The organism is Brochothrix thermosphacta DSM 20171 = FSL F6-1036, from assembly GCF_036884295.1.
GTDB classification, from domain to species: domain Bacteria; phylum Bacillota; class Bacilli; order Lactobacillales; family Listeriaceae; genus Brochothrix; species Brochothrix thermosphacta.
The window spans coordinates 680,467-704,334 of record NZ_CP145608.1 but is presented as its reverse complement, the minus strand read 5'-3'; the positions used below and the strand labels follow the sequence as shown (position 1 = coordinate 704,334).

Sequence of the window (23,868 nt, the reverse complement as noted above, 5' to 3'; positions counted from 1 at the left end):
AACCGTATATTTATTTATAGGAGGGATTTTTAATGACAGATTCAAAGCAATACGAACGTTTAATCAAACAAACCGAGGCACTCTTGATGGGCGAAAACAACTTAATCGCCAACATGAGCAACGTCTCTGCTTTACTAAACGAAACACTTGAAGATATTAACTGGGTTGGTTTTTACCTTTATGAACAAGATGAACTTATATTAGGACCCTTCCAAGGTAAAGTTGCCTGTGTCCATATCCCATTAGGAAAAGGCGTGTGTGGCACCGCAGCAGAAAGTCTTGAAAGTATCGTCGTTCCAGATGTAAATGCTTTCCCCGGCCATATTGCCTGTGACAGTGCTTCTTTATCTGAAATTGTTATCCCTATTGTTAAAGATAACAAATTAATCGGTGTTTTAGATATTGATGCCCCGATTAAAAAGCGTTTTTCTGACCATGACAAACACTATTTAGAGCAAGTAGTTACATATCTTTAAACTGTAGAGCTTGACTTAACAACTACATTCGGGTTATACTAATCATTGTGTAAAATAGTGCAGCTGATGTGTGGCTGCTAGGTCAGTATTTCATTCCCGTTTTAACAACGAGGTGTATCGTGTAACCTGCGGCTGCATGGTGAAGGTATGTAAAGATGAAATCCGCTAGTAGTAAATCATATCCGTATTTGTTTTATGCTAAAACAAATTCAAAGGAGGAGTCTCTCAATGGCTCGTTATACAGGTCCATCTTGGAAATTGTCTCGCCGCTTAGGCCTTTCACTTCTAGGAACAGGTAAAGAATTAGAAAAACGTCCGTATGCTCCAGGTCAACATGGCCCTACGCAACGTACAAAATTAAGCGAATACGCTTTACAACAACAAGAAAAACAAAAATTACGTCACATGTTCGGTATAACTGAACGTCAATACCACAACACTTTCTTACGTGCTGGTAAACTACAAGGTAAACAAGGTGAAAACTTTATGATCCTTTTAGAGCAACGTTTAGATAACGTAGTATACCGTTTAGGTTTAGCTCGTACTCGTCGTGGAGCTCGTCAATTAGTAAACCATGGTCATATTTTAGTCGATGGTAAACGTGTTGATATTCCTTCATACCAAGTAGATCCTGGTCAAGTTATCTCTGTTCGTGAAAAATCACTTAACAACTCTTCTATTAAAGAGTCTTTAGAAGTGGCACCAGCAGTAGCTGAATACTTAACTTTCGACGCTGAAAAAATCGTTGGATCGTTAGTACGCTTACCAGAACGTTCTGAATTACACCCAGAAATTAACGAAGCGTTTATCGTTGAGTTTTACTCACGTTAAGCAACACCGTTATATTCGAAAAGCCATTCCTACGGGAATGGCTTTTTTTGTTTCAACTATCGTAACGAAGTCATGAACTTACGCAAATAGTATGGGTGCTGTTATCGTAGCGGATTTATCCGCTATACGAGAACAGTATGGGACGGAAATTGCGATAGCAATTGAGTACCAAACCTTATGTTAATGCCATGAGAGTACCAATCCATTTATTAATGTCGTAAGAGTACCATTCCTTCTTCAATAGCTGTTTTTATTATAAGTAATAATAAACTCTTGAAAATATTCATAGATAATCTGTATTTATTCAGAGCAGTAGGAGTAAATAATTTCGGATTTATAATTTATGGTGTTGGTGATGAAATATGTCATTAACACCATTTTTCCAAAAAATATCGATATTTATATAAATTCCTTTTAAAATAAAATCGCTGAACCACGCAAAAAAGGATTGTAGAAGCTGATCTACAATCCAATAAGTTTTTTTATTTGATTCTGTTAGTTTCAAAAGATAATAATAACAATTTTTATGCGACTCAAAAGCAAAATTAGCTTTTCAATATAAAAAAGACCTCTCAAAAATTAGATGATAATCTAATTTTCAAGTCTTGATAGCCTTACTTTTACTCAATGAATGATAATGCATGCTGAATTGCACTTACTTCTTGCTCACCATCAGCTAAGTATTTAGCCGTCATTAGTGCTAAATTGAAACCTTTAGCTTGTACAGCATCATTCTCAATTAAAGAAGCTCCTGCACTAATAAAAACAGTTTCCGCTTCAACTACAATAACTGATTGATAAACATTCGCTATTTCAGCTAATAATTGTTCATTCTCTCTAATAATCTCTAGCCCATCCCCCATACTTTTACGGCCAGACAAAGCAAGTATCGTTGTGAAATCCGCGATAATCACATCAAAAGAAAGATATTTAATCAATTCTTGAAATGAATGAAACTGTTCAATCGATTCTCCAACTGCGATTGGTTCTAATAAAAGTGGCACTTTGTAGCGATTAGCTTCTTTTCCCAGTTTAATCATTGCCGCTAGTTTTTCAGGTGTCATTTCGGTCATCTTCAATATCACTGCTTGATCGCAAGACGATTTTTTTTCAAATATTTCAGGAACATCGCTCATTATGAGATTGATGCCTCTCTTAGTTAAATCCAAATGCTCTAATTGGTCGCTATAATAATCTTTCAGTACAACAATATCCCTAAGTATAATTCCCACCCCTAATATATATTTTTACGCGCAAAACTGTACAATCAGTATATCACATCGTAAAGATACAAAAAAGAGAGTGCCATTTTAGCACACTCTCTCATTTCACTCCGCAACTTGTACAAGTTGTTTACCTACGGTAACACTCATTATATTTCAGATACACTACACGTAATCGTTCACTATTTTGTACTTTTGTTTCAAATCTTCTGTTCCGCAGTTTTTTTCACTTGCTTAAATTAACGGTACATACTAGTTTTCCACGTTGCACTATCGAATCACGCGTCTAACAGTTACTTGGTTGTTAATTTTAAACTTTTCCAATTGCCTTGCTGTTCTTTAAACAAAACACTAATACATCTGGTTTAACAACGATTATCTTCACGACTTTCGCGTTTTTTCTTACCCTTCTTAATGTTTAACTGCATATTGCTTGTAGACCTTTTACAATCTTTGCACATGTTTGTCTTACATTCTGAATGGGCGTCCCGGATGGACTCGCAATGGCTTTATGTGTTATCCGTTCGTTCCGGTGCACGCACCATCGTCAGTTGAAATAACATGTGACGCTGACTAATGTTTCGTCTCATCATTGTTATCACTCCTTTCGATTTTCTGGTGACCTGTTACATAGATATTATACCCGTTTAGATAATAGCTAAACATTATACCAACTACCTATCGTTTAATTTAACTAAGTGCTACTCATTTTTTTAATAAAATAAAACAAATAATGGACTCACACTTGAGATATCTATCCTGCATAATTAGTATAAAGACTGTCAAAATTTACGGATTTTCGCTGTTATATTATTAATTAGGAGGATTTACAAAAATGAATAAAAAAATGAGTTACGGCTTAATAGCTGTCTCAACACTGTTGGCTTCGTTACCTGCTACATTAGCGTCTGCCAATGATGAGAACTTAAAAACGACTAAAGATATACAACCTGTATCAACTAATACCGAGAAACATGCTGAGAAAAACGAGACAAAAAAAATCTCACCTTACGACATTAAACTCTTTTCTATTCATAATCTTAACGGTTTTGATAGTGGAGCTGATGCACTTTATCGTAATTTTGATTTAACGACACAATTAACAGTCGACTATCCTTATGATCCTTATAAAGATAAATTAACTTATGAAATTGTATCTGGACCAGCTAATCTTGGACAAGGTGAAATCCAAATCCCTTATGGTGGAACAATTGATTTTTCTGATGCTACCACTTACCCAGATGGTGAATATGTTTTATCCTTACGCTCATACGTCATCGATGAATTCGGCTCATTATTCGATACGGGTCGTGTGAAAATGAATATTGAACGTGTCGCTGCTACAATCGATATTACTGGCACTTTTGATAAAATCAATCCATCTACTATCACTGTTGGCTCTGATAAAACAACGGCTAGCAACATTTGGAAAATAATAGATGAAGCTGGAAATGTTGTGGCAACGGAGTCCTCTGCTGCTGTATCACAAGCAACCCTCAACCAATTACCAGAAGGTGTTTATACTGTTGAAACAACGGCCACTTTAATTTCTAAATATGGGAATCCTGTACTAGATACAACGACAGATTCATTTTTAATTCGTCATCCTGAATCAACGACTAGTGTTGTTGGTACATATAATCCCACATCAATTACTGGAACAAAAAAAATCACTGAATCAACTTTAACTTGGGAAGTAAAAGATAGTAGTGGCACTGTTCTGATTAATGGCACAGGTAATACTGTACCCGTTGAACAAACCAACGCTTTAGGGGACGGCAGTTATAGTGTTTTCTTCACTGAACATAGTCCTGAAAATGAAACAAGTGTTTCTGAAGGTTCTTTCAAAATTAGACACCCCGAAACAACTATTTCAATTGATAAGCCAATCAATCCCGAAAAAGTGACGGGAACAAAAAAAATTGCGGACTCAACCCTAACTTGGCAATTACTCAATGAGGCAGGTGCCGTTGTATTATCAGGGAACGGTCCAATTATTTCTGAAAAGCAGTTAGCATCATTAGCGGGCGGAAAATATGAAGCAACGTTTACGGAAACAAGCCCTGAAGGCGAAACACATGTATCAACTGATAAATTTTTAGTACGTCATCCCGAAACAACAACGACTATTGATTGCCCATTTAATCCCCATTCTATTAAAGGGACACAAACAATTGCTGAATCTGTTTTAACATGGGTATTGAAAGATGAGAGTGGGAAACTTATTGAATCAGGCTCTGGAACTGACGTCCCTACTAGTTTATTAGACAAATTAGCAATTGGGACTTATGTCGTTACATACACTGAAATGAGTCCTGAAAATGAGACTCACAGTTCACAAGGTGAATTTACAATTCGCCACCCTGAGACGACGACAACGGTTAATAAACCATTCAATCCTGATAAAATTACGGGGACACAAACAATATCAGATTCCGAATTAGTATGGATTCTCACTGATGCACAAGGTGCGATTATAAAATCTGGTACTGGTTCTGATATCCCTACTGACTTTTTAGCACAGCTAAAACCGGGGAGTTATCATGTGACATTTGCAGAAAAGAGTCCTGAAGGTGAAATGCATACGTCTACTGGTGACTTTATTGTTCGCCATCCTGAAACAACAACAACTGTTAACAAGCCTTTTAATCCTAATAACATTACAGGAACACAAACAATGACTGAATCAGAGTTAACATGGGTTATTACTGATAAAAATGGGGCAGAAGTTATGAGTGGTATCGGTTCTGAGGTGCCAGAAAAAGAACTCTTAGCATTATTAGCTGGCGACTATACCGTTACATTTACAGAAATTAGTCCAGAAGACGAAACGCACAGTTCTCATGACGTTTTTACTGTCAGACACCCAGAAGCGACCCTTACAATCGATAAAAATATCAACCCAGAAAAAATTACAGGGACACAAACAATTGAAGATTCAACCTTAACATGGGAAATACTCGACATCGAAGGTAACGTTCTATATAGTGGTAGTGGTTCTGAAATCTCCAATTTGGTTGAGCTATTAAAAGGTCTGGATGATGGGAGTTATTTTGCAACCTTCACTGAAACGAGTCCAGAAGGCGAAGTACATACGGTGATTAATGGCTTCCAGCTTGTTTCCGAGTTAATATCACCGACTCTACCTGAACCAACTCTTCCTGATCAAACAAATGAGCAACAAGAGAAAATTGACTCTGGTGATGACTCAGAAGAGTTTATCCTTCTACACGAAAAAGAAGAATTTAGCTACGTTGAGTATGAGGTATTCGATGAAAACACCGCTGATTCATCTCAAACGATAGTACCAACATCAACCATCGCAGAAACTACAAAAAATAACGCATCGTTACTACCTAAAACAGGTGATAAGCAATCGCCATTGTTGCCACTTTTAGGTATCGCAGTGATCGCCTCATCACTCGTAATGTTGAGACGCCGCAACAAAAATTAAATAAAAAACAGAATCGATTATATCGATTCTGTTTTTTTTGCACTTATTTATAAGTAACAAGATGGTATTTTTTCTTACCTTTACGTACAAGTGTAAAACGATCACCAATACGGTCTTCTGCAGCAATGATTGCTGTTGTATCTTGTTGACGCTCACCATTGATGTAAATTGCACCATTTGTTACGTCTTCACGCGCTTGACGTTTACTTGGTTCAATTTTCAAGGCTACAAGCCAATCAACGATATTTAATTCGCTGTTTTTATCACCTTCAAACGATGGCACATCTTTAAAACCAACTTCAATTTCATCTGCTGTTAGGCCTTTAATATCACCACTAAATAACGCTGCTGATATTTTGATTGCTTGATCTAACGCCGCTTGACTATGAACGAAAGTTGTCATTTCACTTGCTAATGTTTTTTGTGCTGCACGTAGATGTGGTTCAGTTGCTACTTTTTCAGACAATGCTGTAATCGTTGCTTCATCCAAAAACGTGAAGTATTTCAAGTATTTAACGACATCACGGTCATCTGTATTTAACCAAAATTGATAAAATTCATACGGTGTTGTTTTTTCTGGGTTTAACCAAATTGCACCACCAGCTGTTTTACCAAATTTGGTTCCATCCGACTTCAGCATTAATGGAATTGTTAAACCAAAGGCTTTCGATTTATCGCCATGCTCTTTACGAATCAATTCAAGACCAGCCGTAATATTACCCCATTGGTCACTTCCACCAATTTGTAAACGACAGTTGTTGTGTTCGTATAGATGATTGTAATCCATTGCTTGTAATATTTGGTAGCTAAACTCTGTAAATGAAATCCCTGTTTCTAAACGATTTGCGACAATGTCTTTGCTTAACATTGTGTTCACGTTGAAACGTTTACCGATATCACGCAAGAAATCCAACACGCTTAAAGACTTCGTCCAATCATAGTTATTAACTAAAATCGCACCATTTTCACCTGAAAAATCAAATAATTTTTCTAATTGGGCACGTAATGATTCCACATTTTGATTAATTTGTTCCATCGATTGTAATTGACGCTCTTCTGCTTTACCACTTGGATCACCAATTGATCCTGTAGCGCCGCCCATTAAGAAAATTGGACGATGTCCTGCGAGTTGGAAACGTCGTAAAATCATAAATGGGATTAAATGCCCGATATGCATGCTATCTCCTGTTGGATCCATACCACAATACAATGAAATGCTTTCTTTTTCAGTTAATTCTTTCAAACCAGCTGCATCTGTTTGTTGGTATATCGCATCGCGCCATTCTAATTCTTCAATAATATTCATTTTTTTCCATCTCCTTTTTTTCTTCATAGACACAAAAAAGCCCCTCCGCTTCTATAAGAAACGAAGGGACGATATTCACCGTGGTACCACCCTATTTTAATAACCCCAAAAGGTTACTGCTTGTATAGTTAACGGTATGACCCGTTGTACATTGCTGTACAAATGCTCCAGAGTGTAATTCAATCACCTTATATAGACTTGTTCGCAGCGACCACAAGCTCTCTCAACTAGTGATAAGGGATTTACTTCGTTCCTTCTTTGCATATATTCATGAAGTTGTTAAATACAATACTAGTGGGTAACAACCCATTTGTCAATGTTAATATCCTAAATACGGTTCTAACCTTTTTAAAACGTAAAAAAAGCGTTGGTAGCAATTAGCCACCAACACTTTATCTTATTCTTTATTTTGCTGCGTTAAATACTTCGTTTGCTTTTGACCAATCAACAACGTTGTAAAACGCTTTGATGTATTCAGGACGACGGTTTTGGTAGTTAAGGTAATAAGCATGTTCCCAAACATCAATACCAATGACAGGTGTTTTACCATCTGTTAATGGAGAATCTTGGTTAGCTGTAGAAGTAATTTCAAGCTCACCGTTTGATAATACTAACCATGCCCAACCAGAACCAAAGCGGCCAGTTGCAGCTGCTGTGAATTTTTCTTGGAAGGCTTCGAATGAACCGAATTTAGCATCGATTGCTTCAGCTAATTCGCCAACTGGTTTTCCCCCACCGTTTGGTGAAATTGAAGTCCAGAAGAATGAGTGATTGGCATGTCCGCCACCACTGTTACGTACAGCAGCTTTGATATCTTCAGGAACGCTTGCTAAATCTGCTACCAATTCTTCAATTGATTTTGATGCTAAATCAGCATGTCCTTCCAAAGCTTTGTTAACGTTTGTTACATATGTTTGATGGTGTTTAGAATGGTGGATTTCCATTGTTTTCGCATCAATGTGTGGCTCTAGAGCCGAATATTCGTAAGGTAATTCTGGTAATGTATAAGTCATGATCTGTTTTCCCCCTTGAATCTATTTTTGTTTTATTACTCTCTCAAAGATACCACAGATAATGATGAAATTCACGCGATTGGTTTGGAATTTACTCTTTTCAATGATAGCGTTTCAAAAGAAATGCTTGCCCTATTCCACCTGCCCCTGCGGCAGCAACAACAGCTTGTTCAATATTTTTTTCCGCTATAAAAGTATTAAAGATATGCGCAACTGATATAATTCCAGAAGCAGCGTAAGGATGACCATAGGCTAAAGCACCTCCATCAGGATTCAATTGACTGTCACTCACCCCTAAAACCTCTTGAAAAGCGACTATTTTAGTCGCATACGCTTCAACGATGTCGAATCGGTCAATGTCCTTCGCTTGTAGGTTATTTTCTTCTAAGAGCCTTTGAGTGGCTGTTATTGCTGCAACCGGTACATCATAGGGTGAAACAGCCGTTGTCGCTGTTGCAACAACTTCTAACACTGGTTGAAGATCATGCTCTAATGCAAAATTTTCAGAAACAACTGTCAATAAAGCTGCACCATCCGAAAACCTGCTACTTGTAGCTGGATTCACGCTATTTGTCTGTTTAGCTAATACTCTTTCTAACACTTTTAAATCAGCACGCTCTAAAAATTCATCTGTTTCATTATTGTAAATAGTTTTTTTGTGAACAAGACTTGCCAATGCCCGTTCATAACTCATCCTTGTTTTAGCTGTGATTAAGTCTGGCTTCATTGCAGAACGTTTTTGTTGAAGTATTGCCGTTTCTATCATATCAGGATCCCCTATTTCTTCTGGTGAAAATTGTGCGCGTGTTGGATAAGGCGATGTTGAGAGTGATTCTGTCCCACCAATTAATAACGAGTCGGCGAGGCCAGATTGAATGTAACTCATTCCCACTTTCAACGCAGTGAGCCCTGCAATACATTGGGTATCAATCGTTAAGCCAGGGCAATTCAGGCCTGCATTTAATGCTGAAAAACGGGCAACATTTCCCCCGTGCCCCACAATATTACCTAAAATCACCTCATCTACCTGTGCTAATTTAGCAACATGCTTTTGCAGCAAGGGGGTGATTAACATCCGCTCATCTAAATTACGATGAATACCGCCTTGTTTACCAATCGCCGTTCGACTGACTTCAACAATGACTACTCGGTTCATGGATACCCTCCTCTTTCATTTTTTGACGATCAATTTTGCCAGTTATCGTATGTGGTAATTCAGCTACATGTACAAATAATCGTGGGCGTTCATGTGCCTTAAGCTGATGTCGACACAATTGTCGTAATGTTTTTTTCGTTGCTCGTCCTGTGTAATACGCAACAACAATTTCGCCCCAATAGGCATCGTTTTGTCCGATGACCACAACTTCATCTAAATTCTCTGTTTGTTGTAAAACCGCTTCAACGACTTCCGCTTGTACTGTTAACGCACCAAATTGGATACGATTAGTATCTCTCCCAATTACCGTTAATTCACCTGCTTCAGACAAATATCCATAATCACTCGTTTCCCACTGATTAATGTGTTGTTCCTTACTATCATAACCAGAAAACAGTTGATTGCTACGCACGCTAATTTTCTGTTCTGTCGTCAATGTAATGTTTACACCTAACATCGGAAAACCTACACTATCAGGTGCATCTGTATCACGAGCTAAACTAATAAAACTTGTTTCCATTGAACCATAATAACGCCATAAACGCATACGGGGCGCGGCTGTTTTTAAGCGTTCTTGCCAATACGTTTGACAGTGATCACCCCCACATAACCAAAAACCACTGGTGTTCGTCGGTAATTCTGCTAAATGTTGCATCATTGTCGGCACAATGTAGACGAGTGGGTCTTGCGTTCCCTCAATAAGCTGACGTAAAGCCTGTGGGTGATAACGTGACAATAAGCGGATAGATAAACCACGACACAGACCATCAATCGCTCCCATTAAAAAATGCCCCTGTTCTAATTTACCTGGGATAATCACTGTTTGAACCTTCTCATTATGATAAGCATCAGCTAATGCCTCACTACTTGCTTGCCATGATTTAATTGTACGATACAATATTTTCGGAAGACCTGTTGTACCAGAAGTTGTTCCAACAAAATGACTGGTGCTCTGATGTTTCACATAAGGTTTTAACAAATTGTAACGCTCTCGCCATTCAGCCTGCGTGTAGACTGGAATAGTATGATTTCCTTGTATTGCTATCATTAACTGCGGCTGTAACGTGTCAACTAAACGTTGGACTTGCGAGTGTTTCGCTTTACTAGAAAAGGGACAAACATCCCATCCTGCCTGAAAAGCACTCATCAATTGGATGAGTGCTTCAGCAGTATTTGTCATTTCAATCATCACAGTGCCTGAAGTTTGAAGATTTCGTAGTCCTTGTGCAGATTTTGCTACTTGTTCACGTAATTCAGACCAAGTATATCGCTCACAACCATCATCAAGAGCTACTCGTTTATCGTGTTGCTTATCATCATAAATCGCTAACATTTTTTCACCGCTTTTTGCTATAGTATGACATCCAGTTCTAGGAATGTCAACTTTTATTAACTAGAGTTTACATTAGCTTCTGTTAACTTTTTTTGAACTCTTTTTGGTAAGTTTTTAAAAGGGACATAGGCAATTTTTATGATGTATAGTCCACGATGATAAATTTTAACAAAGGACTTTTTTTGGTCGATAGCAGCAAAATTAAACGTATACTTAACTGGCTTTCCATCTCTTTCATATGCCAAAATCTTATTGTAGTTGGTGACATCCATTGGTACTTTAGCATAACTTGTTGTTTCACACAGTGTCGGATTGAGGCGATCTAACAAAGGTCTATGATAGGGTAAATTAATGCATATCACAGTGATGAAAAGAACGGTAATCAGACTTGCTGCGAGGGTTCTCATAGCCCAAACTGACTTTCTTGTGCGGCTTTATGTGGTAAAACAACTTGTACTTTGAACATATCACCATCTACTGTAACAATCAGTTGTCCTTGATGCAGCGACACAATCGACTGAACAATCGCCAACCCCAAACCATGTCCCTCAGTATCACGTGCTTTTTCTTGTTCGCCTCGTTTAAAACGCTCAATTAATAGCGGTGCAGCTTCATTAAGTTCATAATTTGAAATGTTTTTGATAATAATCCGACTTTGGTTCATCTCATCTTGCACAGTAACATAGATACGAGATTGTGGTAACGTATATTTCAAGGTGTTTTGTAATAAATTATCAATCACACGCCAAATCTTATCACTGTCAATTGTTACCATTATTGGTTGTTCAGGGTATGTTGTTCTTAGCAAATAACTACTTGAATTGAATTCTTCTGTATACTCACCGACACTTTGCTTAACAAGTGCGACAAGGTCAACTTCTGTATAATTTAATTCAATTGCACCATTATCCATCTTCGTTACTTCAAATAAATCGTCAATCAACTGTTTCATACGCTGGGCTTTTCTTTGAATCACTTCTGCATAAGCAGCTTGGTCAGCGAGTGTAACATTTGGTTGTTGCATCAAATCACTATATGTCACAATAGAAGTGAGCGGTGTTCTTAAATCATGACTAACATTGGTGATAAGATCCGTTTTTAAACTTTCACTTTTTTCACTTTTTTGTATTTTTTGATTAATCAGTTGCTCTAAACGTTCATAGTCAACATTTACCTCTGCGACTGTTTTATTCGATACCTGCATAATTGCTTCCCCAGTAGCTGCTTGAATAATAGTTGCTGGGCGTTTCATTGTTTCACGAACGCGGTGATAATAAACCATGTGCATAATCAAACTAAGCAGTGCTAAGACACTAAAAACGAACAATCCTACATAGGGGCTTTCTTGTGTTGCGATAAGAAGACCCAATGCCCCACTCATACACATCATCACGATTAGACAAAAAACATGCATCATCAATGATAATCTCTGATAGTTTTCAAGCCATTTTCCAATCACACCTGATTTCAGTTCATTTCTGACTGTTTCACTGCGGTATGCTTGATACAAACGTGGACTACTTATCACAATAATTGCCATCAAAATACCTGACAAAATTAACGGTGTGAGTTCATAGGCAGCTGTACTTCGATAGACCACTATTAGTAAACCACCGCTAAAAAGTGCACCGATTAAAGCAATATCTAGTGGTAAATTAAACAGCGGTGCTATTTTTAATGTTTGTCTTTTCGCTACTAACCAAACTAACACGATCAAAGCAAGACCACCCGATATGACATACAACCAAGCAATCATTTTTGTTTGACCCACTTCTTTGACATAGGTTGAGTAGTTCGCCAACAAGTCTTTATCTGCAAAAACAGTTTGATATTCAGCTGATGGCGCTTTGCGTATGTGAATTGATTCAGTATTTAACTCATCTTTAAGGTTAATTTTAACAGTTCTGGTTTGAATAATTTTTTATTTTTGTTAGCACCTAGACGCTCTAATTCCATTTGTACATCAGCTTTACTAGAGCTTGCTTTGATAGTTGGCATATTCGTTAGTATCTCTTTTGAGGCTGTATCGAATATATAGTAGTAATAAGTATCATCGAGCCCTTCTTTACTTTCTTTGAGTGAAAGAAGCCCTTCTTTCAAATTAGCCAGTAACTTTGTATTCGCCCAAGCGAGTATTTTTTTATCATCAGAATAATAATCATATTGTGTTTTTATCATCGCATCTAATTCTGAGCGTAAACTCTTCGCTCTTTTGGTATCTCCGCTCGCTTGTGCCTCAGAAATTTTTTTACGGTAAAGCTTCATTTCCTCGGTACTTTTATCGTCAGTATTTTCTGCAGCGTTAGCTTTCTCATTATCGTACAATTAACGCGCATCAGCTGTTGTTAAATTTAACGTGTTGTCTTTATTTTTCTGTGTTAACGCTGTTAAAAAAAGCTCACTCGTATAGTCATAAAACAAAGAATCATTATTTGCATTGTAGTTACTCACTACTGCTTTATCCTTATCCATTACTAGTTGTTCTCTTAAATAATGCGACATTGCTAAGGGAATCAATGTATAACAAATAACTGTTAATAAAATAGTCAGCACGATGGCTGTTTTAATGTTCGATTTTGTAACCAACGCCCCACACCACCTTTAAATATTTTGGTTTTTTTGGATCAATTTCAATTTTTTCGCGAATTTTACGAATATGAACGGATACTGTATTTTCAATATTAAAGCCCACTTCTTTCCAAATCTGCTCATAAATTTGCTCCATTGAAAATACCTGATTTGGATGTGACATCAACAATGCTAAAATTTGAAACTCTTTGGGTGTCATTTTTAAGGGCTGACCTTCAATGGTCACTATTTTTGTTACCTGATCTAATGTTAAACCTTCGATAGTTAACACTGATGCAGGTTTCTCCATCGTCCCTAATTTCGTATATCGTCGCAAATGCGCTCGTACGCGTGCCATTAATTCGAGTGGGTTAAATGGCTTTTCTAAATAATCATCCGCCCCCACTTGTAAACCATGAATTTTATCAATGTCTTCACTTTTTGCGCTCAACATTAAAATCGGAATGTTTTCATCATTCTCACGCAATTTTATTGCCGTTGTTAAACCATATAAAATCGGCATCATGACATCTAAAATTAATAAATGAACCTCTTCGTTCGCAATTATACGCAATACTTCTTCACCGTTAGCTGCCTCGCTAACTTCTAAACCTTCATTTTTAAGATAAATTGTGATTGCCTGTCTAATATCATGATCATCATCTGCCACTAGTACACGGTATGCCATTACATTATTCCGTCCCTTCATTTACGCTACTGATTTTTCATCACCCTAAGTATACATTGCTTTTGCTTGTAACGCCTTACTACTTTTATAGAATAACAATAAAAAACTAGGAAAGATGCAAGAAATTCTTAACATTTTCTTAACTCCTTCATTTTCCTCAGAAAAAAAGAAGACTCCTAAATGCTAGCTTTAGGAATCTTCTTTATATATATGTCAGACATCGCCTATTTTAGCGCGACAGTCCTTAATTTTAGCGTCTGTTTAATTCGTCCACAATGATTTGGTTAACCATTTTTGGATTAGCTTGTCCTTTAGTAACTTTCATTGCTTGACCCACTAAGAAACCAACAGCACGGTCTTTACCATTTTTAAAGTCTTCAACAGATTGAAGGTTATTGTCAATAATTTCAGTGATGATTTTAGTCAATTCACCGGCATCTGACATTTGTACTAACCCTTTTGCTTTAACGATTTCTTCTGGATTGCCACCTTCCGTAATAACATCACGGAAAACTTTTTTAGCAATTTTAGAAGAGATTGTACCTGCTTCAATCAATTTGATTAAACCAGCAAGGTTTTTTGGTGTTAATGCTGTATCATGTAATTCTTGTTGTTCTGCGTTAAGATACGCTGATACTTCGCCCATTAACCAGTTTGACGCTTGTTTCGCTTCAGCACCATTTGCAACAGTTGCTTCAAAGAAATCCGACATCTCTTTTGTTAATGTTAAGACCATCGCATCGTATGCAGGGATACCCCATTCGTTAATATAACGCGCACGACGTGAACCTGGTAATTCTGGAATTTCAGCTTTAACGGCTGCCATCCACTCATCATCAATCACTAAATCAACCAAGTCTGGCTCTGGGAAGTAACGGTAATCGTCTGATCCTTCTTTCACACGCATTAACAATGTTTCACCTGTTGCTTCGTTAAAACGACGTGTTTCTTGACCAATAACACCGCCAGCTAATAAAACTTTTTCTTGGCGTTTTTCTTCAAATTCAATCCCTTTACGAACGTATGAGAATGAGTTCAAGTTTTTAATTTCTGTTTTTGTTCCAAATTTTTCTTGCCCTAATGGACGGATAGAAATATTGGCATCACAACGTAATGAACCTTCTTCCATCTTAACATCCGAGACACCTGTATATTGAATAATTGATTTGATCGCTTCTAGGTAAGCGTAAGCTTCTTCAGCTGTACGCATATCTGCTTCAGATACAATTTCAATTAACGGTGTTCCTTGACGGTTATAATCGACTAATGAGTAGCCGTTACCTTCATGGTTTAATTTACCTGCATCTTCTTCCAAGTGAACACGTTCGATACGAATACGTTTTGTTTCACCGCCAACAACAATATCAATCCAGCCATTTTTAGCAACTGGTTTATCAAATTGTGAAATTTGGTAGGCTTTGGGATTATCAGGATAAAAATAGTTTTTACGGTCAAATTTAGTTTCACGGTTAATTTCACAGTTAAGTGCAATTCCGGCTTTCATTGCAAATTCAACGGCACGTTTATTTAATGTTGGTAAAACCCCAGGATAACCTAAGTCTACAACACTGGTATTTGTATTCGGTTCTGCACCAAAATGAGCTGGTGATGACGAGAATACTTTTGAGTCTGTTTTTAGTTCTACATGGACTTCAAGTCCTACTACTGTTTCAAAATTCACTGTTGTAACCTCCCTACAATTCGGCTTTTAATTCGTTAAAGTTCGTTGCTTGTTCGAATGCATGTCCTACACGATATACTGTCGCTTCATCAAATTGTTTACCGATAATTTGTAAGCCAACTGGCATATTTTCGCTCAATCCACATGGAACTGACAAACTTGGTACACCTGCCATGTTACTTGGAATTGTTAACACATCATTCATGTACATTGTAATTGGATCTTTAGCATAATCACCTGATTTAAATGCGATAGTTGGCGCTGTTGGCCCAACAATTACATCGTAATCAGCAAAGATTTTTTCAAAATCACCAATAATCATCGTACGTGCTTGTTGTGCTTTTTTATAATAAGCATCATAATAACCTGAACTTAGAGCAAACGTTCCTAGCATGATACGACGCTTCACTTCTGGACCAAATCCTTCAGCACGTGATTTTGTATAGAGTGTTTCTAAATCATGTGCATCTGGTGAACGGTAACCATAACGTACGCCATCAAAACGTGAAAGATTCGATGATGCTTCACTTGATGCAAGTACGTAATAAGCTGCAACACCATATTCAATATGAGGTAAGCTGACTTCGTCTACTGTTGCACCCAAGTTTTTAAGTGTTTCAATTGCTTCAAGAACGCGTGCTTTAACGCCATCCTGAACACCATCACCTAAATATTCTTTTGGTACAGCAATTTTCATGCCTTTAATATCTTTAGTAATTTCACTTGTAAAATCAGCTTTGGGTTGTGGCACAGATGTTGAATCATGTGCATCTACACCTGAAATAGCTTCTAGTACAAGCGCATTATCTTCAACCGTACGTGTAATTGGCCCAATTTGATCCAATGACGACGCAAAGGCGATTAACCCATAACGTGACACTCGTCCGTATGTTGGTTTCATTCCAACAACACCACAGAATGCAGCAGGTTGACGAACTGAACCACCTGTATCTGAACCTAGAGCTACAGGAACTTCACCCGCAGCAACAGCTGCAGCAGAACCACCTGATGAGCCACCAGGAATGCGTGATAAATCCCATGGATTGGCTGTTTTTGCATAGTAAGATGTTTCTGTAGTTGATCCCATTGCAAACTCATCCATGTTTAATTTACCAATAGTGATCATATCTTTTTCATGTAATTTAACCATTGCTGTCGCATCATAGATTGGTTCAAAACCAGTCAAAATTTTACTAGCAGCAGTCGTTAAAATATCTTTTGTTACAATATTATCTTTAATTCCGATTGGTAAACCAGCAAGAACGTTGTCTGGATCAATACCTTTCGCATCAATTGCAGCAGCTTCTGCCAATGCTTGTTCTTTTGTTAATGTGATAAACGCTTGAACTTTTTCTTCCACTTCATCCACGCGCGCATATACTGCATTGACTAAATCAACTGCAGTTACTTCTTTATTCACCAACTTTTGGTGTAATTCTTTGATAGTTAAATCAAATAATGCCATGTCTATTCGGTCTCCTTCCCTACTAATCCATAATTGATGGTACTTTGATATAGCCATCTTGCGAATCTGGTGCATTTTTTAACACAAGATTACGGTCAAGGCCTTCAGCAGCTACATCTTCACGTAAAACATTTGTCAACGGTACAGCGTGTGTTGTTGGTTTAATGTTTTCTGTATCTAGTTCATTTAATTTCTCAACCATGTTAATGATTTGTTCCAATTGTGTTGCGTATTGTTCGGCTTCTGCTTCAGTGATTTCAAGGCGAGCTAAACTCGCTACTTTCTCAACTTCTGCTTTAGAAATAACAGACATATTAACCCTCCTAAAATAACTACTCTTTAATTCATACTTCTCTATTCTACACGATATCGCTGTTAAAATAAACGTTTAGGATGAATTGTTCACACAATTCAACGAAAGCTATGGAAGTAATTCTTTACTAACACTTAAATAAGCTCTCATTTGCTTCATACATCAAAAAAAGCAAAATGTTATCGATAATTTCTCGACAACATTTTACTTCTTTACAGAAACAACTCTCTTGAGAGGTGCTCTATTGTATACTAACGATCAAAAATATGAACATTTGCTGTTTTACTACCTGCGTCACGTGTAATTAAAGACGCATTTGCTTGATTATCCGTCGTTGTTACATTTACTTCAACATCTACAGATGAAGGAAGATGCTTCGCAACCATATCAGTGGCGAACTGCGTAAATCCAACAATTTCGGCTTCACCAAAGAAGTTTACAGGAATATCAATTGTGATTTTTTTCAATTCTTTTCCTTCATAAAAACCACGTCCAATGACACCATTAAAGTTTGAAAAGTACGTTTGAATATCTGCTGAGAAACTCTTGAACCAGTTATAATCATCTAAATGATCACTTTTGGCTTCATCAGATGGGAATAACACAAAGCTCTCATCTAAATCATCCCATTTACCAAGCTCAGATGACCCCTGTTTAGCAGTTGCATAGCTTAAATAACTACCAGATACCATTGCATCTTTTGAATTTTGTGCAAAAATTGCAATCGTGATTGGCACATCAGATAAACCTTTCATTTGGCGCATACGCGTAATGAGCGTATCTGCCATTTTTTGGCCTTCTTCCTTCATTTTCGCTTTGCTGATTGGTGTTGAGTAAGTTGCACCGTAACTTTCTTTTTGATAATAATCAACAGAGTTCATTGCTAAACCAATCATCACACCATTTAATTTTACTGTATCACCCTTATTTTCAAGGTAATTTTGTTCTAAAATATGTGCAAGATAAATTGGATTACGATCAGTACCATTCCCATTAAAAACAGGGTTTAAACCAACGTTATCACTATCTGATAGTTTCTTTTCTTTCAGTTGTTTATCTGAATATTTACGATTTAACCACGAAGTAACCGTCCCTTTGGTAAGGTATTGCCCCTCTTGAAAAGCATAATCTTCACTGTTGTATTTCGTTGTTGCAATACGTTGTAAACCAATTTCCATCTCATTGATATCAAAACGCGTATTGAGGTTTGAGACGATTAATCCGCGTGTCGGGCTTTCTTTATAAGGTAGAATTGTGCGGTAATAGTCACTTGAAATATTATTTTTCGTAACAATTTGAGTTTCTTTTTTACTCGTACTGCTATCATTTTTAACGGCTTTTTCACTTGATAATTGTGGCGCACATCCTGCTAAAACAAGTGTAAGTCCAGCAGCTAATATAATCAATTTTTTCATAGTTTTTGGTCACCTTCATCTTTTAAGTACACGCGTAAGTCCGCTTCAGACCAAATTGGAATCTGTAGACTCTCAGCTTTTGTTCGCTTAGAGCCTGCATCGGTTCCTGCAACAACAACATCTGTTTTTTTACTGACGCTGCCTGTTACCTTGCCACCGAGGCTTTCAATTAGTAATTGAGCTTCATTGCGTGTCATATGCTCTAGTTTACCAGTTAACACTACTGTTTGACCATTAAAAACTAGCTCATCCGCTGATTTATTTGCTAAAGACGGTCCGGTATAAGTTAAATTAACGTTGACCTGACGCAGTTCTTCAATCAATTCGACCACTTGCGGATTGCTAAAATAAGTTACGATTGAATCGGCCATAATACCACCAACATCATCAATACTAATTAATTCTTCTACCGTTGCTGTTTGTAACGCCTCAATTTCTCCAAAATGTTGTGCAAGCGACTTCGCAGCCTTCGCACCGACATGACGAATACCAAGGCCAAATAGTAACATTTCTAATGAATTGGCTTTTGATGTTTCAATAGCAGCTAATAATTTTGTTGCTGATTTTTCACCCATACGCTCCAATGGCAATAAATCTTCCATTTTTAATTTATACAAATCGGCAACATCAGCAATTAAGTGATGTTCATGTAATTGTGAAACAACCTTATCGCCAAGCCCCTCAATATTCATAGCATTACGAGAAGCAAAGTGAATCAAACCTTCGCGAATTTGTGCCCCACATTTAGGATTAATACAGCGTAGTGCGACTTCATCATCTAAGCGGACCAATTCGCTTTCGCATGAAGGACAATGAGTGGGCATCACATAAGGTTCGCTATCAGCTGGTCGCTTTTCGATTAGGACTCGCACCACTTCTGGAATAATATCCCCTGCTTTTTTAACGATTACTTCATCATTTATACGAATATCTTTCCCGTTAATGTAGTCAGCATTATGTAAAGAAGCACGTTGAACTGTCGTTCCTGCTAGCTGTACGGGATTTAAAATCGCAGTCGGTGTAACAACACCCGTACGACCAATGCTTAGCTCAATATCAATTAAACGTGTTGATTGTTCTTCGGCTGGGAATTTATAAGCAATCATCCATCGCGGTACTTTTACCGTGGCACCGAGTTGACGTTGGTAATCAAAACGATCAACTTTAATAACAATCCCATCAATATCATACGGTAATTGATTACGTTTTTCTGTCCACTTCGCGATATACTCCATCACACCTTCAATCGAATGAACCACTTTGAATTCATTATTCACATGACAGCCAATTTTTTCTATTGCCGCTAACATCTCACTGTGTCGTTCTACATTTAAAACAGAGGGATTAGCGACCGCATATAAAAAGGTGTCAAGATTTCTTGAAGCTGCAATTTTAGTGTCTAATTGACGTAATGAACCTGCGGCTGCATTACGAGGATTAGCAAAAAGTGCCAAGCCTTCTTCTTCACGACTTTCGTTCAATTTGGCGAAAGAGCGTTTTGGCATATAGGCTTCCCCACGTATTTCAATGGTTAAGGGCTCACGTAATTTCAATGGCACTGAACGGATTGTTTTTACATTGGCAGTTATATTCTCTCCGATGGTACCATTACCACGAGTAGCACCTTGTACCAAGCGACCCTCTTCGAATTTAAGCGATAACGCTAGACCATCAATTTTAAGCTCCACTGTATAATCAACTTGATCCACTTCAAGCTCTTTACGAACACGTTGATCAAATTGACGAATTTCCTCCTCGTTAAACACATCACCCATGCTTAACATCGGTACATCGTGTGGCACTTTTTCAAACTTATCTAGTACAACACCACCGATGCGTTGCGTGGGAGAATCTTCTGTTACAAGCTCTGGATGGGCTGTTTCAATTGTTACAAGTTCCGCATATAACGCATCATATTCGCCATCTTCTGCGACGGGGTTATCCAGCACATAATACGCATAACTCAGCTCGTGTAATCGTTGTTTTAATTCATCTAAACGTTCGTTCATTTTTTTGCACCATCCTATACTTTTTCAATTGGTGAGAACTCTGCCAACAGACGTTTCACACCAGTTGGACTTGGGAAGGCGATATCTAATTCCATTGAACGTCCTTCGTTTTTCACACTGACAACTGTTCCCACACCCCAGATTTTGTGCTTCGCTTTATCGCCTACTGACCAACCAGCTTGGCTACCACCTGTTTGTTGCAACGCTTTAACTTCGGGTGTTTTTTGCCCTGTTGAACGACGATTCGTTGCAAATGGAATGGCTTGTTTAATTTTTGTTTCTGTTGCACGCTCTAACAGTTCTTCTGGAATTTCATTGATAAAACGCGATTCAGCATTGCTGGTTGAACGACCATACAATGTTCGTGAATACGCCGCAGTCATGTATAATTCTTTTTCAGCACGCGTAATACCTACGTAGGCAATACGACGTTCTTCTTCCATTTCATCCTCATCATCTAAAGCACGGCTATGCGGGAAGATGCCTTCTTCCATTCCAACTAAATAAACAACGGGAAACTCCAACCCTTTAACAGCATGCAATGTCATTAAAGTGATTGCTCCATCAGCTGGATTTTCAGCTGGATCTTGCAATGAATCAACATCCGCAACCAATGCAAGATCGGTTAAAAAGGCAATCAATGATTTATCATCGTTATCTTTTTCGAATTGTTGTGCCACTGATAAAAATTCATCGATATTTTCGACACGTGTTTCTGCTTCAATCGTTTTCTCCGCTTTCAACATGTCACGGTAACCTGATTTTTCCAGAATTTGTTCAATTAATTCTGTGACAGATAAATAATCCTGTTGTTGTGAAAAACCAATAATCATATCATAAAAACTTAATAACTCTTTACTTATCTTTGTTGATAGCCCTACTAATTCGATACGACCCATCATTTCAAACATCGTTGTATCATAAGCTAACGAAGCAGCTGCTAGCTTATCAAGCGAGCCTGGACCAACACCACGTTTAGGCACGTTAACAACACGTGCTAAACTAATATCATCTGCATTATTTGCAACAAGACGTAAATAACTTAAAACATCTTTAATCTCTTTACGGTCGTAGAATTTTTGTCCACCGACCATTGTATAAGGAATAGAAGATTTCATTAAAGTTTCCTCTAACACACGTGATTGTGCATTGGTTCGATAAAGAATCGCCATATCTTTGTACTTATATTCTGAAAGACGGTCTTGAATTTTACCGACCACATAAGTCGCTTCCTCACGTTCAGTTAACGCACGATGATACGTGATTTTATTCCCTTCACTATTACCTGTCCATAATTCTTTTGGACGTCGGTTACTGTTTTTTTCAATCACACCGTTAGCCGCAGCTAAGATACGTTTGGTCGAACGGTAATTTTGCTCCAAAACAATTGTTGTCGATTTTGGATAGTCTTTCTCAAAATCCAGAATATTACTAATATCCGCACCACGCCAACCATAAATACTTTGATCAGAGTCACCTACGACACAAATATTTTGAAAGCGAGCAGCCATCAATTTAACTAACGTATATTGCGCCTTGTTTGTATCTTGGTACTCATCCACATGAATGTATTGGAACTTGCGTTGATAAAACTCTAATACTTCAGGAACTTGTTGAAAAAGTTCAATGGTCATCATGATTAAATCATCAAAATCTAGCGCTTGATTTTTGCGTAATTTTTTTTCATAATCCGTATAAACATCCGCAACTAATTTTTCAAAATAACCAGCTGCTTCTTTTGTGTATTCCGTCGCATTAATTAATTCATTTTTAGCATTGCTTATCGCTGATAACATTGCTCGTGGTTGATAACGTTTGGGATCAATATCACGATCCTTCATAATTTTTTTAACCACTGTTAATTGATCGCTCGAATCTAAAATTGTAAATGAACGACTCAATCCCATTCTCTCAGCATCACGACGTAAAATACGCACACACATTGAGTGGAATGTTGATACCCAGACAGAATCAGCATCACTACCTAAAATTTTACCGACACGTTCTTTCATCTCTCGTGCGGCTTTATTTGTAAATGTAATTGCTAAAATATTGTAAGGATTCACATTCTTTTCTTTAATTAAATAAGCCACACGATGTGTTAGCACACGCGTTTTACCACTACCAGCACCAGCCATTATCAATAATGGCCCTTCGGTTGTAATAACAGCTTTTTGTTGTTCAGGGTTCAATCCCTCTACGAGTTGTTTTCCAGTAATTTCCATTGTGCACCACCTATACAGAACGTTTGTTCTTATTATACATAAAAAAACAGGCAAATACGAGACCCTCTGCCTATTTCCTTCTGCTTTATTTTTTCGTCTTCACTTTGAAAACTTCTTTTTAATTATAACAAATATCACAGTTAAAAGTAAGATAGAGCCATTTCTTACAATCAAAAAAACTAAAGGATAAGGCCCTTTAGTTTTTGGTGAAATTTATTTATTTTCTGCTTTTTTATTTTCTTCGAGTCGGGACATTACCAATTCATACGAATCATTACCCCAGTTTAACGAACGCTTAACGCGTGAAATCGTCGCTGTACTAGCGCCTGTTGCTTCCTCAATTTTACTATAGGTGCTTCCTCCGCGTAACATTTTAGCTACTTGAAAACGTTGCGAAAGCGCTTGTATTTCATTTACTGTACAAACATCATCAAAAAAATGATAACATTCTTCCAGATCTTTTAATGTTAAAACAGCTTGAAAGAATTCATCGAGGCCTTCACCTCGTAATTTTTCAATTTGCATAGTTGTATCCCCCTCACAGAATTTAACGACAACTTCTCTTTAACATTTTAACGCACTACACTAGTGAAAGGCAAGTCGGATAACTTTTTATTTAACTGACAATGCTGATGCGAAAAAGAACAATAGCTTGATTCAACTGTCGCTTTTGCCTTTTTATTAGACTGCAGACTGCCAATTTATTTGGTAC

Annotated in this window: 20 protein-coding genes and 1 other annotated feature; of the genes, 3 read left to right on the top strand and 17 right to left on the bottom strand. The window is 37.5% G+C overall.

Features of this window, described 5'->3' with window-relative positions; genetic code table 11:
• Positions 1–32: 32 nt before the first annotated feature.
• Together V6S17_RS03585 and rpsD are read left to right on the top strand one after the other, a co-directional pair.
• The gene (locus tag V6S17_RS03585; RefSeq protein WP_029090573.1) at positions 33–476 is read left to right on the top strand and encodes a GAF domain-containing protein; all 444 of its coding nucleotides are present in this window, start codon (positions 33–35) and stop codon (positions 474–476) included.
• A gap of 228 nt (positions 477–704) precedes the next feature.
• Complete coding sequence (rpsD, locus tag V6S17_RS03580; RefSeq protein WP_029090574.1) at positions 705–1,307, top strand: 30S ribosomal protein S4; 603 nt, start codon at positions 705–707, stop codon at positions 1,305–1,307.
• Positions 1,308–1,927: 620 nt separating this feature from the next.
• Here the strand turns inward: rpsD and V6S17_RS03575 are convergent.
• Complete coding sequence (locus V6S17_RS03575; RefSeq protein WP_146135195.1) at positions 1,928–2,539, bottom strand: hydroxyethylthiazole kinase; 612 nt, start codon at positions 2,537–2,539, stop codon at positions 1,928–1,930.
• Between the two features lie 826 nt (positions 2,540–3,365).
• On the opposite strand from V6S17_RS03575, the gene V6S17_RS03570 reads away from it, so the two are divergent.
• Entirely contained in the window at positions 3,366–5,984 is a 2,619-nt protein-coding gene (locus tag V6S17_RS03570) for an LPXTG cell wall anchor domain-containing protein (RefSeq protein WP_029090576.1), read from the top strand.
• Between the two features lie 43 nt (positions 5,985–6,027).
• On the opposite strand, the gene tyrS is transcribed toward V6S17_RS03570, so the two are convergent.
• From tyrS to V6S17_RS03495, 16 genes are all read right to left on the bottom strand, one after another.
• Positions 6,028–7,290, bottom strand: a complete 1,263-nt coding sequence (gene tyrS / locus V6S17_RS03565) for a tyrosine--tRNA ligase (RefSeq protein WP_029090577.1) — start codon at positions 7,288–7,290, stop codon at positions 6,028–6,030.
• Between the two features lie 61 nt (positions 7,291–7,351).
• Positions 7,352–7,558, bottom strand: a binding site (T-box leader).
• Positions 7,559–7,694: 136 nt separating this feature from the next.
• Positions 7,695–8,303, bottom strand: coding sequence for a superoxide dismutase (locus tag V6S17_RS03560; RefSeq protein ID WP_029090578.1), 609 nt, complete (start codon positions 8,301–8,303; stop codon positions 7,695–7,697).
• A gap of 100 nt (positions 8,304–8,403) precedes the next feature.
• The gene (locus V6S17_RS03555; protein ID WP_029090579.1) at positions 8,404–9,459 is read right to left on the bottom strand and encodes a hypothetical protein; all 1,056 of its coding nucleotides are present in this window, start codon (positions 9,457–9,459) and stop codon (positions 8,404–8,406) included.
• On the bottom strand, positions 9,437–10,792 hold the full coding sequence (locus V6S17_RS03550) for an AMP-binding protein (protein ID WP_029090580.1): 1,356 nt from the start codon (positions 10,790–10,792) through the stop codon (positions 9,437–9,439). The genes V6S17_RS03555 and V6S17_RS03550 overlap by 23 nt, the downstream gene beginning before the upstream one ends.
• Positions 10,793–10,848: 56 nt before the next feature.
• The gene (locus V6S17_RS12655) at positions 10,849–11,199 is read right to left on the bottom strand and encodes a YxeA family protein (protein WP_029090581.1); all 351 of its coding nucleotides are present in this window, start codon (positions 11,197–11,199) and stop codon (positions 10,849–10,851) included.
• Positions 11,196–12,596, bottom strand: coding sequence for a sensor histidine kinase (locus tag V6S17_RS03545; protein WP_051535936.1), 1,401 nt, complete (start codon positions 12,594–12,596; stop codon positions 11,196–11,198). Before V6S17_RS03545 ends, V6S17_RS12655 begins: the two co-directional genes overlap by 4 nt.
• A 68-nt stretch (positions 12,597–12,664) precedes the next feature.
• Positions 12,665–13,117: a hypothetical protein gene (locus V6S17_RS03540; RefSeq protein ID WP_029090582.1), complete on the bottom strand. Its 453-nt coding sequence runs from the start codon at positions 13,115–13,117 to the stop codon at positions 12,665–12,667.
• The gene (locus tag V6S17_RS03535; RefSeq protein WP_029090583.1) at positions 13,118–13,378 is read right to left on the bottom strand and encodes a hypothetical protein; all 261 of its coding nucleotides are present in this window, start codon (positions 13,376–13,378) and stop codon (positions 13,118–13,120) included.
• Positions 13,356–14,048, bottom strand: a complete 693-nt coding sequence (locus tag V6S17_RS03530) for a response regulator transcription factor (protein WP_029090584.1) — start codon at positions 14,046–14,048, stop codon at positions 13,356–13,358. The genes V6S17_RS03535 and V6S17_RS03530 overlap by 23 nt, the downstream gene beginning before the upstream one ends.
• A 250-nt stretch (positions 14,049–14,298) precedes the next feature.
• Complete coding sequence (gene gatB, locus V6S17_RS03525; RefSeq protein WP_029090585.1) at positions 14,299–15,729, bottom strand: Asp-tRNA(Asn)/Glu-tRNA(Gln) amidotransferase subunit GatB; 1,431 nt, start codon at positions 15,727–15,729, stop codon at positions 14,299–14,301.
• A 13-nt stretch (positions 15,730–15,742) separates the two neighbouring features.
• Entirely contained in the window at positions 15,743–17,194 is a 1,452-nt protein-coding gene (gene gatA / locus V6S17_RS03520; protein ID WP_029090586.1) for an Asp-tRNA(Asn)/Glu-tRNA(Gln) amidotransferase subunit GatA, read from the bottom strand.
• A 22-nt stretch (positions 17,195–17,216) separates the two neighbouring features.
• Positions 17,217–17,507 carry an Asp-tRNA(Asn)/Glu-tRNA(Gln) amidotransferase subunit GatC gene (gene gatC / locus V6S17_RS03515; RefSeq protein WP_029090587.1) on the bottom strand — a complete coding sequence of 97 codons (291 nt, stop codon included), beginning with the start codon at positions 17,505–17,507 and terminating at the stop codon, positions 17,217–17,219.
• Between the two features lie 251 nt (positions 17,508–17,758).
• On the bottom strand, positions 17,759–18,922 hold the full coding sequence (locus V6S17_RS03510; protein WP_029090588.1) for a CamS family sex pheromone protein: 1,164 nt from the start codon (positions 18,920–18,922) through the stop codon (positions 17,759–17,761).
• Positions 18,919–20,931 carry an NAD-dependent DNA ligase LigA gene (gene ligA, locus V6S17_RS03505; protein WP_036026739.1) on the bottom strand — a complete coding sequence of 671 codons (2,013 nt, stop codon included), beginning with the start codon at positions 20,929–20,931 and terminating at the stop codon, positions 18,919–18,921. The genes V6S17_RS03510 and ligA overlap by 4 nt, the downstream gene beginning before the upstream one ends.
• Positions 20,932–20,945: 14 nt before the next feature.
• Complete coding sequence (pcrA, locus tag V6S17_RS03500; RefSeq protein WP_029090589.1) at positions 20,946–23,156, bottom strand: DNA helicase PcrA; 2,211 nt, start codon at positions 23,154–23,156, stop codon at positions 20,946–20,948.
• A gap of 213 nt (positions 23,157–23,369) precedes the next feature.
• The gene (locus tag V6S17_RS03495; protein ID WP_029090590.1) at positions 23,370–23,681 is read right to left on the bottom strand and encodes a YerC/YecD family TrpR-related protein; all 312 of its coding nucleotides are present in this window, start codon (positions 23,679–23,681) and stop codon (positions 23,370–23,372) included.
• Between the last annotated feature and the right edge of the window lie 187 nt (positions 23,682–23,868).